15 protein-coding genes and 1 pseudogene are annotated in these 16,915 nt (G+C 65.2%); 10 read left to right on the top strand and 6 right to left on the bottom strand.

What is annotated here, in order from left to right; translation table 11 throughout:
• Positions 1 to 15 precede the first annotated feature (15 nt).
• The 5 genes from ACTWPB_RS29345 to ACTWPB_RS29325 all read right to left on the bottom strand — a co-directional run bounded on the left by ACTWPB_RS29345 (position 16) and on the right by ACTWPB_RS29325 (position 5,793).
• Positions 16 to 882: a carbohydrate ABC transporter permease gene (locus ACTWPB_RS29345; protein ID WP_446223678.1), complete on the bottom strand. Its 867-nt coding sequence runs from the start codon at positions 880 to 882 to the stop codon at positions 16 to 18.
• Positions 879 to 1,790: a carbohydrate ABC transporter permease gene (locus tag ACTWPB_RS29340; protein ID WP_446226533.1), complete on the bottom strand. Its 912-nt coding sequence runs from the start codon at positions 1,788 to 1,790 to the stop codon at positions 879 to 881. Before ACTWPB_RS29340 ends, ACTWPB_RS29345 begins: the two co-directional genes overlap by 4 nt.
• A 258-nt stretch (positions 1,791 to 2,048) precedes the next feature.
• Entirely contained in the window at positions 2,049 to 2,939 is an 891-nt protein-coding gene (locus tag ACTWPB_RS29335; protein ID WP_446223677.1) for a L,D-transpeptidase, read from the bottom strand.
• Positions 2,940 to 3,258: 319 nt separating this feature from the next.
• Positions 3,259 to 4,596, bottom strand: coding sequence for a cytochrome P450 (locus tag ACTWPB_RS29330; RefSeq protein ID WP_446223676.1), 1,338 nt, complete (start codon positions 4,594 to 4,596; stop codon positions 3,259 to 3,261).
• A 36-nt stretch (positions 4,597 to 4,632) separates the two neighbouring features.
• Positions 4,633 to 5,793, bottom strand: a complete 1,161-nt coding sequence (locus ACTWPB_RS29325; RefSeq protein WP_446226532.1) for a serine hydrolase domain-containing protein — start codon at positions 5,791 to 5,793, stop codon at positions 4,633 to 4,635.
• A gap of 182 nt (positions 5,794 to 5,975) precedes the next feature.
• Here ACTWPB_RS29325 and lppU point away from each other — a divergent pair, with 182 nt between their 5' ends.
• Positions 5,976 to 6,650 carry an LppU family putative lipoprotein gene (gene lppU, locus ACTWPB_RS29320; RefSeq protein WP_446223675.1) on the top strand — a complete coding sequence of 225 codons (675 nt, stop codon included), beginning with the start codon at positions 5,976 to 5,978 and terminating at the stop codon, positions 6,648 to 6,650.
• Positions 6,651 to 6,744: 94 nt separating this feature from the next.
• A pseudogene (locus ACTWPB_RS29315) lies at positions 6,745 to 7,005 on the top strand (MFS transporter); the annotation flags it as partial.
• A 59-nt stretch (positions 7,006 to 7,064) separates the two neighbouring features.
• On the opposite strand, the gene ACTWPB_RS29310 reads toward ACTWPB_RS29315, so the two are convergent.
• Positions 7,065 to 7,733: a S1 family peptidase gene (locus ACTWPB_RS29310; protein WP_446223674.1), complete on the bottom strand. Its 669-nt coding sequence runs from the start codon at positions 7,731 to 7,733 to the stop codon at positions 7,065 to 7,067.
• A 488-nt stretch (positions 7,734 to 8,221) separates the two neighbouring features.
• Between ACTWPB_RS29310 and ACTWPB_RS29305 the strand changes: the two genes are divergently transcribed.
• From ACTWPB_RS29305 to ACTWPB_RS29270, 8 genes are read left to right on the top strand one after another with little or no spacing between them, the layout of a single operon-like run.
• Positions 8,222 to 9,076, top strand: a complete 855-nt coding sequence (locus tag ACTWPB_RS29305; RefSeq protein WP_446223673.1) for an MlaE family ABC transporter permease — start codon at positions 8,222 to 8,224, stop codon at positions 9,074 to 9,076.
• Positions 9,077 to 9,079: 3 nt separating this feature from the next.
• Positions 9,080 to 9,943 carry an MlaE family ABC transporter permease gene (locus ACTWPB_RS29300; protein ID WP_446223672.1) on the top strand — a complete coding sequence of 288 codons (864 nt, stop codon included), beginning with the start codon at positions 9,080 to 9,082 and terminating at the stop codon, positions 9,941 to 9,943.
• A gap of 7 nt (positions 9,944 to 9,950) precedes the next feature.
• On the top strand, positions 9,951 to 11,444 hold the full coding sequence (locus ACTWPB_RS29295; RefSeq protein WP_446223671.1) for an MCE family protein: 1,494 nt from the start codon (positions 9,951 to 9,953) through the stop codon (positions 11,442 to 11,444).
• Positions 11,441 to 12,466 carry an MCE family protein gene (locus ACTWPB_RS29290; RefSeq protein WP_446223670.1) on the top strand — a complete coding sequence of 342 codons (1,026 nt, stop codon included), beginning with the start codon at positions 11,441 to 11,443 and terminating at the stop codon, positions 12,464 to 12,466. The genes ACTWPB_RS29295 and ACTWPB_RS29290 overlap by 4 nt, the downstream gene beginning before the upstream one ends.
• Positions 12,463 to 13,458 carry an MCE family protein gene (locus tag ACTWPB_RS29285; RefSeq protein ID WP_446223669.1) on the top strand — a complete coding sequence of 332 codons (996 nt, stop codon included), beginning with the start codon at positions 12,463 to 12,465 and terminating at the stop codon, positions 13,456 to 13,458. Before ACTWPB_RS29290 ends, ACTWPB_RS29285 begins: the two co-directional genes overlap by 4 nt.
• A complete protein-coding gene (locus tag ACTWPB_RS29280; RefSeq protein WP_446223668.1) occupies positions 13,455 to 14,555 on the top strand; it encodes an MCE family protein in 1,101 nt (366 codons plus the stop codon). Before ACTWPB_RS29285 ends, ACTWPB_RS29280 begins: the two co-directional genes overlap by 4 nt.
• An 8-nt stretch (positions 14,556 to 14,563) precedes the next feature.
• On the top strand, positions 14,564 to 15,652 hold the full coding sequence (locus ACTWPB_RS29275; RefSeq protein WP_446223667.1) for an MCE family protein: 1,089 nt from the start codon (positions 14,564 to 14,566) through the stop codon (positions 15,650 to 15,652).
• On the top strand, positions 15,649 to 16,827 hold the full coding sequence (locus ACTWPB_RS29270; RefSeq protein ID WP_446223666.1) for an MlaD family protein: 1,179 nt from the start codon (positions 15,649 to 15,651) through the stop codon (positions 16,825 to 16,827). The genes ACTWPB_RS29275 and ACTWPB_RS29270 overlap by 4 nt, the downstream gene beginning before the upstream one ends.
• Positions 16,828 to 16,915 lie beyond the last annotated feature (88 nt).

The raw sequence follows: 16,915 nt of genomic DNA, 5'->3' as shown, positions 1-16,915 counted from the left end.
ACTCCTGTTCGAGATCTAACCCTTGACCGCACCGGAGGTGAGGCCCTTGATCATGTGACGTTGCAGGGCGAGGAAGACGATGAGGATCGGCAGCATCGTGAGTACGGTGCCCGCCATCACCGGCCCCCAGTTGGTGACGCTGGGGTTCTCGGTGTTCTGCAGCAGGGTCAGGCCGACCGGCAGCGTCGCGACATCGGCGGAATCGGCCATCAGGAACGGCCAGAGGTACTCGTTCCACTCGTTGACCAGCGTCACCACCGCGAACGCCACCATCGTCGGCCCCGACATCGGCAGCACCACCTTGGTGAGCAGTCGCCACCAGTTCGCGCCGTCCATCCGCGCCGCCTCGATGACCTCACCGGGCAGCGACAGGAAATGGTTGCGCATCAGGAAGGTGCCGAAGGCGACGCCGCAGAGCGGAATGATGATGCCCTGGAAGGTGTTTCGCCAGCCGAGCTGCGCGATGAACGCGTAGTTGGAGATCACCGTGATCTGGTTGGGCACCATCAGCGCCGCGATGATCACCAGGAACACGATGTTCTTGCCGGGGAAGCGCAGGAACACCAGCCCGTACGCGCTGAACACACCGAGCGCGAACTTCACCGCCGACACCACGCCGGTGACGATCAGTGAGTTCCGCAGGAACGTCCAGTACGGCACCGTGGTGGTGGCGTGGCTGTAGTTCTCCGGATGCCAGCTGTGCGGCCAGTAGACCGCGGGCTGGGTGTAGATGTCGGAGCGGTCCTTGAGCGAGGTGATCAGGATCCAGAACAGCGGGACCCCGACGATGATCAACACGCACACCATCGCCGCGTAGCCGAGCAGGGTGACAGCGCGTTCGCGACGCCGGTACGAAAGTGTCTCTGGCCCTACATGTTTCATCGCTCGCCTCGATCCATCACGCGCACCTGGATCAACGTGACCACCAGCAGCACCACGAACATGATCGTGGCCACGGTGGCGCCGTAGCCGGCCCGGAAATTGCGGAACGACTCCTCGTACACCTGGAACACCATCGTCGTGGTGCCGTTGCCGAGCGGTCCGCCACGCGTCATCACATTGATGATGTCGAAGACCTGCAGCGAGTTGAGCAACACGGTGATCGACAGGAAGAACGTCGTCGGACGTAGTTGTGGCAGAAGAACTTTCGTGAATCGAGTCCAACTGCTCGCGCCGTCCATTTCGGCCGCTTCGAGCAATTCGGCGCGCACACCTTGCAGCGCGGCCAGATAGATCACGAAGGCGTAGCCGAGGTTCTTCCAGATGTAGGTGAGCGTCACCATGAACAGGGCCCACTCCGGATCCTGATAGAAGTCCGGCACATTGCCGACGCCGAGCCGGTGCAGAACGTCTTGTACCAGACCGAAACTCGGATCGAAGATGAATTGGAAAGCCACGCCGATCGCCGCGCCCGAAATAACGAATGGCGCGAAAATAGCCGAGCGGACTACATTGCGCCCGAACAGTTTTCGATCGAGCAGCATGGCGAGCGCGAGACCGAGCGCCATACTCACCACGACCGCCGCCACGGTGAAGATCAGCGTATTGCTGACGACCTTCCATGAGTCGTCGCGCTGCCACCATTCGATGTAATTGTCGAACCCGACCGAATTCGCCACCGGATCAGCGATGTTCCAGTCGGTGAACGATAGCCGGATGTTATCGGCGAGCGGCCGGTAAACGAACAGGGTGAGCAGCGCCAGGTTCGGCACCACGAGTACCACGAACAGCGCGTAGTCCTGCCACTGGCGGCTTCTCCCGGGCAGTACCCGCTCTGGACTCTTGCGCACCGCCGCAGCTTTACGGCGCATGGCGAACCAGTGGTTAACCCTGCCCGCCGACTTCCTGAACATCGGGCACACAGGACTGATTACAGCAAAGGGCCGAACAACACGACCCCGTTTGATCGTATTGTTCGGCCCTTGTTCAGCGAGTACATGGGTAACTCACCGGGAACCGGCTGACTCCGCACCCACCCGACTGCCGGCCGCGTAGCCGACAGCTAACCCACCTGAGTCTGGCCAGAATACGCGGAGAGGCGCATCAGCTCAGTTCCAGTCGCCCAAACCATCGCCCGCGCTGAGGGTTCCGCCCTTGGTGCCGGTGACGACCACGGCATCACCGCGACGGGTGTTCTCCAGGAACCACTTACCGTCGGAGGTGCTCACATTGAGACAGCCGTGGCTGGCATTGGAGTAGCCCTGCTGACCGACCGACCACGGGGCGGCGTGCACGAAGATGCCGCTGTTGGACAGGCGGGTCGCGTATTCGACCTCGAGCTTGTAGCCCTCGGGATCGGTGACCGGCACGCCGTAGGTCGACGAGTCCATCGTCATCTTCTCGAGCCGCTCACCCACGATGTAGGTGCCGTTGGGGGTCTCGTAGCCGGGCTTGCCGAGCGAGGTCGGCATCTCGCGGACGACCTCACCGTTGATCGTCACGACGATCATCTTGGTGGCGTCGTCCACGGTGGCGACGAACGCGTCACCGATGTGGAACGAGCTGGTGGTGCCACCCGCGACCACGGTCACGTCGGTGTTGGCGGGCCAGAACTCGGTGGGCTTCCAGCGGACCTGCTTGCTGGAGGTCCAGTAGAAGTAGCCCGGCGCGTTCTTGCTCGAGGTGACCTTGATGGCGCGCTCGGCGGCTGCTCGGTCTTCGACCGGCTCTGCGAAGGTGATGATGATCGGTTGCGCGACGCCGACGGTCTCGCCATCGGCGATGTTGATGTTCGGCGGCGCGAAGGGTGCCTGCTGCGCGGGCTCGTTCACCGCGGGCTGGCTGGAACCGGCGCCGAAGCCCGGCAGAGTCGGCTGAGCCTGCGCGGGCACGGCGACCAACGCGCCGGTCGCTGCGATCGCTGCCGACAGCAGCAGACCCCGGCGAAGCCAGTGCGATTGCTGCGTATTTGCCTCGTAGTGCATAGGTTTCTCGTCCATTCCATCTCTCGTTCCGCGTGCGGCGGCGCGAGATCTACTCAGTGACGCTCGTTCTCTTTGACGCAGAGGCCGCAACGGGTCTCTACGGGGTAACGACTTCCCCGACCCTGACCCTCCATTACTACCCGCACCAGGTGACCAGGTGCCAGCCGCGTTGCGCGGTGATTACGGAACCGCAACTATGTGTGGTGCATCACATAACGCGCTGTTATTCATCGGCCTTCGCCAAACGCCGCGCTCACAGCGGCGAGTCGATAGCGGTGCGCGCGAACAGCCGGGAAGCACAGGGGTGTGAGTCTCGAACACCACGTGAGGCAGATCACCCGGTCCGTGTGAAGTGGATCGCCCGATCCGGCGCGGTCGCGATATTGCGAGGCACTGTGCGGGGTCGACGACCGAGTGCCAGAGCGGGGTCGAGGGTCAACCGGACCTCGGTCAGCAGCGTCGCCAGCACGATCCGCAGCTCGTGGTCGGCCAGCGTCGAGCCGATGCATCGCCGGTGACCGCCGCCGAACGGCGCGAACTCGAACGGGGTGAGGGTGCGATCGAGGAATCGGTCGGGGTGGAACAGGTGCGGTGCGGGCCAGGTAGCGGGCTGGCTGTGGAGTACGCCCACGGCAAGACCGATGGTGGCGCCCGCCGCCACGTCGACTCCGCGCCAGCGCAATGGCTCCTTCAGGGTGCGCAACACGATCGGTACCGGTGGGTGCAGGCGCAGGGTTTCCTGGCAGACGGCGTCGAGTAGCGGTAGCCGGGCCTGTTCGGCGGGGTCATCGCCTGCGCTGGGTAGCTCGGCGAGCAGGCGGGTGAGCAGGCCGGGTTCGCGGTGCAGGTGGTAGAGCGCCCAGGTCAGGGTGGTCGCGGTGGTTTCGTGGCCCGCGACGAGCAGCGTGCGCAGCTGTTCGCACAGTTCGGTGTCGGTGGGGGCGGTGCCGTCGTCGTAGCGGGTGGTGAGGAGGAGGTCGAGCAGGTCGCCGTTGGCGGGGCCGGTGCGGCGTCGTCGGGTGATGTCGGCCAGGAGCAGCTCGTCCAGCCGTGCCCGTGCCGCGGTGAACCGCTCCCAGGGACCGAAACCGCCTATGCCACGGCGTAATACGGGCGCCACCATGAGTGGGGTGGTGAACGCGGTGAGGAAATCGGTGACCACATCGCCGTATTCGGCTTCGCGATCGGAATCGGACCCGAACACCGTGGCGAGGATGACCCGCAGGGTGATGGTCCGCGCGGCCGCGAGCGAATCGATCCGGGTGCCGATACGCCAGGGACCACCTGCGCCGCAATGAATCTCGTTCAGCGTCGCGTCGCGGATCACCTTCCCGAGCGAGCGCACCCGAGCACCGTGCAACGCGGGCGCCAGCAGTGTGCGATCCGTGCGATGCCGCGTCCCGGAACTGAGAATCAGCGAGGCCGCCCCGACCATCGGCTCGATCGGATTGGGCCGTGGCGGCTCGAGCAGTGCGACCGGCGCCCGGAACAATTCGCGCGCCCCCTCGGCCGTTCCGGTGAACAGCACCGCCGGAAACCCGGGGAACCCGACCGCGAACGGATCACTGCGGGCAGCGCGTCGTCGCAGGTAACTCCCGAAATCCCGCCCCGCGGCGACGCCGTGCAGCAACGACAAGCGCGGCGCGGCGGGGGCGGGGTTCAGCGAACTCATGTCCTGTACTACGGCGGGCTCCGCCCGTCGGTTCGATCAGGCACGGGCCGTGCGTACGGTCCCCTGGGCGATCGCCGCCAACTTGGCCAGCCGTGCGTCACCGAGCGCCGTAACGGCCCCGCCGAGCCGATTGGTGACGAACGCGATCGACATCCCGAGATCAGGATCGGCATACGCGCCCGAGCCGCCGACACCGTAGTGGCCGAAGGCATTTCGCGGTTGCTGCTTGGTCATCAGCACCGGCCGGTGATAGCCGAGAGTGAATCGCAGCGGTAGGCCGAGGACATAGTCGCGGCTGCTGGTCTGCTGGGTCCGGTTGATCGTCTCGATCGTCTCCGGCCGCAGGAACCGCACCTGGCCCACCTGCCCACCATTGGCGAGCGCCCCGTACATCCTGGCCAGCGCCCGCGCCGAGAACACCCCGTTCCAGCCGGGCATCACCGCATCGTGCACCCGTGGGTCGCGGACGAGCTCGTCGAAACTCTCCGGCATGCCCGCCTCGGCCAGCCCGCGCGCGGGCCGCACCCACGACAGCACCGACGACGCGGTGTTCCAGCGGATCCCCGGTGGCGCCAGATGCGGAAAGATCTTCGCGATCCGGTACCGCTCACCCGGCGGCACCTGGAACCAGAACTCGTCGATTCCCAAGGGCTGCGCCACTTCTCGACGCAGAACCTCGGTGAACGGATCGCCGGTCACCCGCGCCACGATCTCGGCGACCAGCCAGCCGAAGGTGATCGCGTGATAGCCGGAGCTGCGGATGCGGCGCGGGTCGGCGAGGCTCTCGGCGAGCGCGGTCACCACCGCGTCGTAGTCGAGAATGCCCTCGCGACCGGGCACCAGCCCGCGCACCCGATGCAGGCCCGCACGATGGGACAGCACGTCACGCACGGTGATGTCGTCCTTACCGTGCGCCCCGAACTCCGGCCAGTAGGTGGCCACCGGCTCCTCGTAATCGATGAGCCCGCGCTCGGCCAGCCGATGCAGCACGGTGGCGGCGACGCCCTTGCCGGTGGAGAAGGTGAGTGCGACGTTCTCGCCGGTCCAGCGCTGATTCTTGGCCGCCCAGCCCGCCCAGATATCGACGACCGGGCTACCGTCCAGGTAGATGGCCAGCGCGCCGCCACCGCGGCTGGGCTGGGCGAACATCCCGAAGAAATGATCGGCGAGGCGGATGAAGCGCGGATCGACCACCATCTGCCGTGGCGCCGCGAAATCGCCGGTCGGTATTGGTGCCGGGGTACTGCTCACGGTGACCTCCTGATACACGATCGGGGGCCCTGCGCCGCACGTGGCGACCGGAATCCCAAGGGTATCGCAGTGACCCGCCTATCGGACTCGAGTCGACGGGGGTGGCTCCGGTGGTGTATTCACAATGGGTGTTTGCAGATTTGCCCCAGGGCCGACCTTCCGCACCGTCGCGGTCGCATCCTCGATCGGGTCGGCGCAAGGTAACGGGACGGTTCGTCGGTGCGGTCGCCATCACCGTGACCGCGCTGGTCGCGACCGCGTGCGGGGGCAAGATCGACGGCTACGCCCAGCCCGCGATCGACGTCGTCCCCGCGACCGGTAGTGCGACGCCGACCACCAAGCCGGGCAAGTCGACCACCAGCAAGCCGGCGCCCACGTCGAGCAAGGGCGGTAAGACCGACTTCCAGGCCAATATCGGCGACTGCGTGTCGCTCGGCGGCACCGTCAACGACGCGACCATCGAGAAGGCCGCGTGCGGCAGCCGCTCGTCGAACTACAAGGTCATCGGTAAGGCCAAGACCAGCACCGGCTGCGTCAGCGATCGCGACAACTTCTACGCCGAGACGCTCAACGGCATCGAGACCGGCGCGCTGTGCCTCGACATCGACTGGGTGATCGGCGGCTGCCTCGACGTGGGCGGCGACGAACCCAAGCGCATCGAGTGCGGCGAGGGCGGGACCGAACCGGTCAAGGTGATCACGATCAACAAGAACGCCGACAGCGTCGACGACTGCCCCGACGCCGCCGATTCGGGCTTCAAATACGCCGAGCGCCGCGTCGTCGTCTGCGTGAAGAGCCTGTAGTCCGACCAAAGACGCCGGTGGCGGCTAGTTTGGGGTGGTGCCCCAGACGGTTCGGCTGAACTCGGCCACGGGCCGGTGGATTCTGCTCGCCACCATCCTCGGCTCCTCGATGGCGTCGCTGGTAGCGCCGTTGACCGGCGCGGTGCGCGAGGGCGAGGCGGGCATCGCCTCCGGGGTGAACAACGCCGTGGCGCGAACGGCACAGCTACTCGCGGTGGCGGCGTTGCCCGGTCTGGCCGGGTTGTCCGGTGCCTTCGGCAATCCGGTCGCCTTCGCCGCGGGCTTCGACACCGCGATGCCGCACTGCGCGGGCGCCGATGGACCCGCGATCGCACCGAAATCGCTTGCCGCATAGCAAGAGCGGGCCGCGTGGACAACCACGCGACCCGCTCGACATCCGGGAAGTGAAAGGCGCTAGATCGGGTGGAAACCCGAACCGACGCCGCCGCGGGCGTTGATGTCGTTCATGATCGAGTTCATATTCGTCCCGACCTCGGGTCCGAAGCAGGCCACGGCCAGGTAGGCGTTCACCATGCCGACCAGCGTCGACCCGACGACGACCGGCGCGCCGGAATCGCCCTCGACCACGCACATCTGCGACCAGGTCTCGGTATTGGTCTGGAAAACATCACCCCAGGTGATGCCACAGGTGTTGCCGGTGGTCCGGCCTTCCTTGCAGACGATCGTCGGGAACTGTGCCGGCCCGCCGATACCGGTGATGGTGACGTTGCCGATCCGGTTGACCGGGGTGATCCTGCCTGGCGTGAACTCGATGACCGCGTAGTCGAGTTCGGAATTGCTGTGTACGAACCGGCCGATCTCGCCGTAGCCACGATCGACCTCCGCGGTGACGGTGGCCCCGGCGTCGCCGCAGTGACCCGCTGTCAGGCCGACCAGCCTGCCTGCGCCGTCGTACCCGACCGTGGTGACGGTGCACTCGAACGCGTTGTCGATCACGATGCCGGAGCCGCCGCCGATCACCGGGGGGCCTGCTTGCGCGGTGGCCGCACCGGTGCCGAGCAGCGCTGCACCGAGGGCGAGGGCGAAGGCGGTGTTGGCCACCTTGGCGAGTTTGCTGAACATGTCCCTCCAGATGTCGGAAGTTCGCACGATATCAATACGGTCTGTCTATCGTGCCTGTATTCGGTCCCGGGCGCGCCTCCGGACCGGTGCGTTTGCTGGGCGAGTCGTGCGCCTTCGCGCGGCCGTGGTCATAGCGATTCCCTATTGGAATCTTGTCGCAGCGCGTCGTTCATGTTTCTCGCGTGATGTGTTCAGATAATTCGGCGAGGCCTTCGTTATGAATGACAAAGTTCCGCAATATTCCTTTACCGCGACCGCTGGTACTGGGAAACCATGTAACAAAAGGCGTTCGCGCGTAATCCCCGGAATCCCAGAATTGCGGGCTGTAGGGTCCGGTATGGCCGGTCTCATAGCCGTTTTGGACAGTGACCTCTATCTATGACAGCGCTCACATGTCGGTGATGTGTTCTGCGCTACTCCGTAGTAAGGTGCGTCAAGCAAACAAGTCGCCGGAGCGTTGAGGGTCCGGCGTCGAGAGGGGTTATGCAGTGCAGTCGACCGAGAGTCCGCCCACACGTTCACGAGTCAGCGAGGCTGTCGACTGGACGAAGGGCCTTTGGGACGACCATCCGAAGAAGTCGCTGGAAACCTTCGGTCGACAGATCACGATGGGTATCGAAGCGATCACGGAGTTGTTCGTCGCGATCTTCCGTCGGCGTTTTCCTTTCGATGAGTTCATCCGGCAGTCCGCGTTCATGGCCAGTGTCGCCGCGGCGCCGACACTGCTGGTCGCCATCCCGATCGCGGTGATCGTCTCCATCCAGGTGGGCGCGGTCGCAGGTCAGGTCGGTGCCACCTCGTTCATCGGTGCGGCCAACGGCCTCGGCATCATTCAGCAGGGCGCCCCGCTGGTCACCGCGCTGATGATCGCCGGTGCCGTCGGTTCGGCCATCTGCGCCGACCTCGGTTCGCGCACCATCCGTGAAGAGATCGACGCGATGAAGGTCATGGGTGTCGACCCCCTGCGCCGCCTGGTGTCTCCCCGCCTCGGCGCCGCGATGCTGGTCAGCTTCCTGCTCTGCGGCTTCGTCGTCTTCGTCGGCTTCCTCACCGGCTACATGTTCAACATCTTCGCCCAGGGCGGTACACCCGGCTCCTACATGAGCACCTTCGCCTCGTTCGCGGTCACCCGCGACCTCGCGGTGGCGCTGTTGAAGTCGGTCCTGTTCGGTCTGATCGCCTCGATCATCGCCTGCGACTGCGGGCTCAATGCTCGCGGCGGCCCCGGTGGTGTCGCCAACGCGGTGAACTCCGCGGTGGTCAGCTCCACCGTCATGCTGCTCGGTGTCAACGTGGCGATCACCCAGATCTACGCCGCTGTCTTCCCCCCACAGGTGGTCTGAGCCATGTCATCTACTTACGTACCTCCGCTACTGCGGCCGATCCGGTCGCTGCAGAAAGCCAGCAAGGCGCCCGGCGACCTGCTTGCCCGCCTCGGCCACCAGGTCTTCTTCTTCCTGCGTTCGGTCGGCTCCATCCCGCTGGCCTTCAAGCAGTACCCGAAGGAGATCTGGCGTCTGCTCTCCGACGTCACCTGGGGTAACGGCAATATCGTCGTCGGTGGTGGCACCATCGGCGTCATCCTGATCATCAGCGCCTTCGGCGGGATGACGGTGGCCATTCAGGGCCACACCTCGCTGAACCTGCTCGGGCTCAGCCCGATCACGGGCGCGATCTCGGCGTTCGCCACCACCCGCGAGCTCGGCCCGCTGCTGGCGGCATTGGCCTTCGCCGCCCAGGCGGGCTGTCGATTCACCGCACAGCTGGGCGCCATGCGCATCTCCGAGGAGATCGACGCGCTCGAATCGGTGGCCATCCGCCCGCTGCCTTACCTGGTCAGCACCAGGATGATGGCCGCGGTGATGGCGATCGTGCCGCTGTACTGCCTCGGTCTGACGATGGCGTATCTGGCCTGCTCGGTCACCGTGCAGTTGATCGGCGGTACCGCGTCGGGCACCTACTCGCACTACTTCTTCCAATTCCTGGTGCCGACGGACGTGCTCTACTCCATGCTCAAGGCGATCATCTTCGTCATGATCACGACGTTCATCCAGTGTTACTACGGCTTCTTCGCCTCGGGCGGTCCCGAAGGCGTCGGCGTGGCCGCCGGCCGCGCGATCAAGATGTGCATCATCCTGGTCGTGTTCGCCGACCTCCTCATGACATTGGCGATCTGGGGCATCAACCCCGGCATCAGGATCTCGGGGTAAGCGCGCGATGATTATCGATCCCAGTGGGCGCGGTCCCACCATGAAGCAGTTGTATGTGGCCGGTATCGCCGGTTTGATCGTCTTCGGCATCATCCTGGCTTTCCTCACCGCCCGGTACCAGGGCTTCTTCATACCCAAGGTGAACGTGGTCGCGAACCTGTCGACCACCGGTGACGGCCTGCCCTCGGATGCCGACGTGAAGTTCCGCGGCGTGCTCGTGGGCGTGGTGAAGAACGTCGAGATCGACAAGAACGCCGAGCAGAAGGTGAACATCGAGCTCAAGCCCGAGTTCGCCGAGGGCATCCCGAACACCGTCACCGCGCGCGTCGTGCCGTCCAACCTGTTCGCGGTCACCTCCGTGGAGCTGGTCTACAACGGGGCGACCTCCCAGCACCTGAAGGAGGGTTCGCAGATTCCCGAGGACCGCAGCCAGGGCACGATCGCGCTGCAGGACACGCTCACCACGGTGCGCGACATCCTCGACGAGGTCGACCCGGTGAAGCTCGGTCGCGTGCTCGGCACCCTCACCCAGGCACTCGACGGCAGCGGCCGGGTCCCCGGCTCGACCATCCAGCGCCTCGACCACTGGCTGACCACGGTCGCCGACGCGGGCCCGAACCTGGGCGGCATGCTCGACAACTTCTCCAACTCGGCGCACGCGCTCAACCAGTCGGCGCCGGAACTGCTCAATGTGCTCGGCTCCTCGGTGCAGACAGCGAACACCATCGCCACCAAGCGGGAACAGCTGATCGCGCTGCTGGCCGGTGCGAGCGCCACCACCGACCGGGTGAACGACCTGTTCGCGTCGAATCCTGATGTGGGCAAGGAAGCCACCGTCGGAATGAACGCCACTCTGGGCGCGCTGGCCGCCGACCCCGCGTCGATCACCAAGACCTTCCAGGTCTTCGGTCCCTCGCTGGCCCAGCTCAACACCACCTTCCATGGTGGTCCGAGCGGCAAGCAGATGGTGTGGAACGCCGGCCTCACGCTGACGCCGTACAAGCCCAACACCGTCGCCGACTGCCCGCGCTACGGCGACTTGCTCGGACCGAGCTGCTTCACCGCACCGGCCGAGGTTTCTCTGCCGCCGATTCCGGAGAACCTGCGTCCGCGCAGGCTCGACTCGGCCGCGGGCCTGCCGCCGCTGGTTTCGCTCCCTGGCATGCCCGACATTCCGGGTCTGACCAGTCCCGGTGTCTCGCCGATGCACACAGCCAACGGCACCGAGATCAAGCCGTTCCAGGGCACGCCGCTCGAGGGCCTGGTCCCGTCGATCCAGATTCCGGGTCTGCCCGGTCTGGGTGCGCCGGCGCCCGCGCCGGCTCCGGCAGCGGCGCCCGCTCCGGCGACGGTGCCCGCCGCCACACCGATCTCCTACTCCGGTGACGCGGCGATGACTCAGCTGCTCGGTCGCAAGCCGAACGCGTCCGAATATCTGCTGCTCGGTCCGATTTTGAAGGGCGGAACCCTGCAAGTGTCCGAAAACGGGGGTGGCGCATGAGTATCCGCAAGCCACTGATCGGGTTCAGTATCTTCGCGCTCGTCTCACTGCTCGTCACCGTGGTCGTGTGGAACACACTGGCCCGCACGGTCGACGGTGATACGCGCAAGTACACCGCGATCTTCACTGATGTCCTCGGGCTGCGGCCCGGCGACGATGTCCGGATGGCCGGCGTGCGCGTCGGCAAGGTCGAGAAAATCGAGCTCGACGGCAAGAACGACGCCAAGGTGTCGTTCATCGTGCAGAGCGACCAGACACTGTTCAACGACACCAAGGCCCTGGTCAGGTACCAGAACCTGATCGGTCAGCGCTATGTGGCGCTGACTCCGGGCGCGGCACCGAGCCCGGAGGCGCTCGAGAGCGGTTCCACCATTCCGCTCGACCGCACCGAGCCCTCGTTCGATATCTCGGCCCTGCTCAACGGTTTCCAGCCGCTGTTCGAGGCGCTCGAGCCCGCCGAGGTCAACGCGATGTCGGAGACCCTGATCCAGGCGCTGCAGGGCGACGGGGTTTCGCTGTCGGCGTTCATCATTCAGGCGGCCCAGCTGGCCACCGATTTCCAGCGTCGCGACGCGATCTTGTCCGACGTGATCACCAACCTGTCCGGTGTGATGGCCGGGTTGGCACAGCGAGGGGATGAATTGGAGACCCTGGTTACCCAGACCCGGGCGTTGATCGGCGGACTCTACGACCAGGGGCAGTCGCTGCAGGCTTCCACGGTCACCCTCGCCGATTCGACGACCGCGCTGGTCGGGATGATGAGCAAGATCCAGCCGAAGCTGGCGGCCACCCAGAACTCGACCACCGCGGCGCTGAATCTGCTGCTGGCCAATGGCGCCAAGCTCGACCAGGTCGCGATCGACATGCCGTCCATGCTCGCCGACCTCGGCCGGATGACATCGGAAGGCACCCACGCCAACGCCTACGTGTGTGGTCTGGACATCTCGCTGTACGGGGTTCTGTTCCCACGCGGTCTGTTCAGCCAGATCGGTGGCAACGGCCATTCCGAGGTGTGCAGATGAGCAAGATCAAGTCAGTCTTCGTCGGTAACCGCAATTTCTGGCTGGGTGTGGTCGGTGCGCTGTGCATCGTGCTGCTGCTGGTCGGTTCGAGCATCTTCCAGTTCATCGGGCTCGGAAAGCAGTCCATCGACGCGGAATTCGTGCAGGCCGCCGGCATCAAGACCGGCGACAAGGTCGCGGTCTCCGGTGTGCAGGTCGGCACGGTCTCCGGTGCGAAGATCGAGGGCGATCACGTGGTGATCACCCTCGATGTGGACAGCTCGCTGAAGCTCGGTTCCGACGCGCACGCCTCGATCAAGATGGCGACCCTGCTCGGCGCGCGCTACGTCGACCTGGCGCCCGGCGACGGATCGGGCCTGAAGAACAAGACGATCCCGCGCAGCAACACCGACGTGCCCTACGACATCGCCGATGTGGTGCAGGTCGGTACGCCGAAGTTCGAGGCGCTCGACACCAAGAAGCTCGCCGCCTCGCTCAACACCATCAACTCCCAGCTCGGTGATTCGCCGGAGCTGGTTGCCCAGGCGCTCGACAGCGTCGGCGCGGTCGCCAAGGTCGTCGACCAGCGCAAGGGTGAGGTCGACAGCCTGCTCAAGGACCTCAATCGGGTCACGCAGCTGCTCGCCGACAACCGCAACTCGATCCTGCTCGTCATCACCCAGGGCGAGGCCATCGCCAACCGGGTGATGGAGCGGCAGAGTCTGCTGCGCCAGCTGCTCGACAACGTCGCCACGCTGACCCGTCAGCTGGAGGAGATCGGCGCCCAGAACGGCGACCAGTTCGGCGGCACCATCAGCCAGCTCAACACCATGGCCGAGGGTCTGCAGAAGAACAAGGACAATCTCGACAAGCTGCTGCAGATCGGTCAGCCCACCGCGCGCTACTTCAACAACGCGCTCGGCAACGGTAACTACGGTTCGGTGTCACTGCCGTGGATTTTCCCGGACAACTGGCTGTGCTTCGTTCAGGTGATCCAGGGGTGCCAAGGATGAAACTGACCAACAAGCTCCGCATCGCGCGGACGATGATGATCGCCACCACCGCGCTGGCACTCGGTAGCTGCTCGCTGCTGCCGAGCCAGTTCGACGACGCGCTCGGCCGCTCGACCAAGATCACCGCCGACTTCGAGAACATCGCGGGCATGTACGAGGGCAACGAGATCATGGTCCTCGGCCTCGCGGTGGGCAAGGTCGACAAGATCGTGCCGAAGGGCACCTACGTCGAGGTCCACATGACCATCGAAGCGGGCGTCAAGATCCCGAAAGAGGCGATCGCCGCGATTATCTCGCCCTCGATCGTCACCGACCGCCACATCGAGGTGAGCCCGCCCTACACCGGCGGTGAGGCGCTGAAGTCCGGCGACCACCTGCCCAAGGCGCGGACCAGGACGCCCGTCGAGCTGGACACGATGATCAAGACCATCGACCAGTTCGCCGCCGCCCTCAAGCCCGAACCGGGCCAGGAGGGTCTCGGCCCGCTGTCGGGCCAGGTGCTCTACCCGGTGCTCAACGGCAACGGCCAGAAGATCAGGGAAACCCTCGACGCGCTCTCCGGCGCGTTGAAGGTCGGTGTCGACAACAAGGACGCCATCTCCAACATCATCATCAAGCTCAACGAGCTCACGACGATGCTGGCCGACAACGATCAGTCGGTGCGCGACTTCAGCGACCGGATGACCGCCCTGTCGGGGCTGCTCGCCGAGCAGGCACCCGGTCTGCAGGCCACTCTCGACCAGCTCAACCAGTTCCTGAACAACACCTCGACGACCTTCGCCGGGCATCAGGAAGAACTGGCCGCCTCGCTCACCGGCTTGACCAGCGTCACCAACCAATTGCGTGCCAACTCGGGCGCGCTGGTCGAGATCGTCGACGTGGTGCCGCTGCTCATGCAGAACATCGACGGCGCCATCAACAAGGAAAAGGGCTTCGTCCGCCTCCACGCGCTGATCGGTACCGCTCTCTCGGGCGAGATCGTCAGCGTGTTCTGTGAGCGGATCCAGATGCGGGCCGATGGTTGCCGCACCGGAAACGTCCAGGATTTCGGCCCCGACTACGGGCTCACCGCCGCACTGCTCGGACTGACGAAATGAACCAGCGAATGACGATGAAGGCCCGCCGCGCGCTGCTCAGCGCGGCCGCACTGGCCACGGTCACGATCACGACCGGCTGTGGCTTCACCGTGGAGGATCTGCCGCTGCCCAAGCCGGGCACCGGCAGCGAGACCTACACCCTGCACGCGAAGTTCGAGAACGCCCTGAACCTGCCCGACCAGGCCAAGGTGAAGGTCGGTGGTTCTGATGTCGGCGTCGTGTCGTCGATCACGACCAAGAACTTCGAGGCCATGGTCGACATGGAGATCAACACCGATTTCAAGCTGCCCAAGGGCAGTACCGCGGAGTTGCGCCAGGCCACCCCCCTCGGTGACGTCTTCATCGCGCTGAACCAGCCGAAGAACATCACGAGCGCGGAGACCCTGCCCGCGGGTGCGACCCTCGGCCTTGACGCCACCTCGGCAGGCGCCACCGTGGAAGAGCTGCTGATCTCGGTGTCGATGCTGTTCAACGGTGGCGGTGTCGCCAGCCTGAGCAGGCTCGGCACCGAACTCGGCTCGATCCTCAACGGGCACGGCGGTGAGCTGGGGCATCTGATCTACGAGATGACCGGCGTCATCGGCGAACTGAACGCCAACAGCACCAAGGTCGACTCGGTGCTCACCGAGTTCAACACCCTCGCCAACACCATCGAGACCAACAAGGGTCAGCTCGGCCAGGTGGCCGACACACTCCCCCAGGCCATCGGCGCGATCGCCGAGAACAACCGGGCGATCGGTGACCTGCTCAGCAAGCTGGCCACGGCCACCGCAGCCCTCGGTGACTACTCCAACACCACCGGTGACCAGCTGTCGGATCTGCTCACCAATCTCGACAACCTGATGAACGCGCTGGCCGCGACCGGCGGCGACTTCGGTTATGTGATGGATCAATTGCACGCGATCCGGCCCGCCGTCAACCAGACGTTCAAGGGTAAGGGTCTGGCGACGTACGCGACGCTGACCAACCTCGATGTGGGCCTGCTGACCGATCCGGCGAACAGCAAGCTCTGGGACATGAAAGATGTGAACGATTTCGTCGGCAGCTTCATCCAGGTGCTGCAGATCGTTCAGGGCCGAGTGGGAGGCCACCGATGAGCAGGCTGAAGAAGTTCGCAAGCAGCAAGATCTTGCTGGCGAACAGCGCGCTCGTAGTCGTGCTGTTGCTCGGTGCGACGTATCTGCTGGTCAACGTGATGCGGGTCAACCCGTTGCGGTCCGAGTACGACGTCACCGTCAACCTGGACCGCTCCGGCGGTCTGCAGCCGGGCAACGACGTGACCATGCGCGGATTCCGGATCGGCAAGGTCACCTCGATCGAACTGATCAACGACGGTGAGGCGATCGCCGCCAAGGCCCAGATCGACAAGGACTTCAAGATCCCGGTCGACACCCTGATCCAGGTGGCGGCGCTGTCGGCGGCGGGCGAGCAGTACATCGACTTCCGTCCGAAGAGCGATGTCGGCCCGTTCCTCAGCGACGGTGCGGTGATCAAGTACAGCCCGGAGCAGATCCAGACGCCGGTTCCGGTGTGGGCGGTGCTCGACGATACGAGCGCGCTGATCGGCTCGGTGAATCCGGAGCAGTTCAGCATCATCCTCGACGAGCTCGACATCGCGCTCGGTGGCGGCCCCGACCAGCTGCGCAGCCTGATCAACGGCGTCAGCCTGGTGGTCGCGGGTCTGGACAACCTGCTGCCGCAGACGGTGAACCTCATCGCCAACCTGCGGGTGATCGCTGAGACCACCTCGAACGCCCAGCCCGATCTGCAGACGCTCACCCGCAATTCGGGTGCGCTGCTCACGCAGTTCAACAATGCCAACGCCGAGCTGCAGGGCGTGCTCGACAACGCGCCGGGTCAGTTCGAGTCCCTCGGCGCGGTGCTGGACGCGACGGCCGATCCGATCAGTTCGCTGGCGGCCAACTTCGTGGCCATCACGAAGGCGGCGCAGTTGCGCACGCCCGCCCTGCGGCTGCTGTTCCCGTCGCTGGCACTGGGTCTCGGGTCGATCGGCGCCCCGGCGCACGACGGCGAGTTCCACACCATCCTCGATATCTGGCCGCGTCCGACGTGTTACTACGACACCGAGTACCGGCGCAACGAAGAGGTCCAGGACGGCAGCATTCCGAAGTGGAATTACTGCACCAATCCGACCTCTGACCTGCAGATCCGTGGTTCGGCCAATGCCCCGCGCCCGAACGTGCCCAACAACGGTGCGCAGATGCCGCCGGGTGTTGACCCGAACGAGCGGACCCCCATCCCCGCGAAGTAGAGATTGTGGATGCCCGGCCAGGCTGTTCACAGCTTGACCGGGCATACTCGCGGGGAAACGTGTGGCCCGCCTCACGGGCCACACATTC

Source organism: Nocardia sp. IBHARD005, from assembly GCF_052814245.1.
The sequence above is the reverse complement of the archived record's forward strand: the minus strand, read 5'-3'. Positions and strand labels throughout refer to the sequence as shown.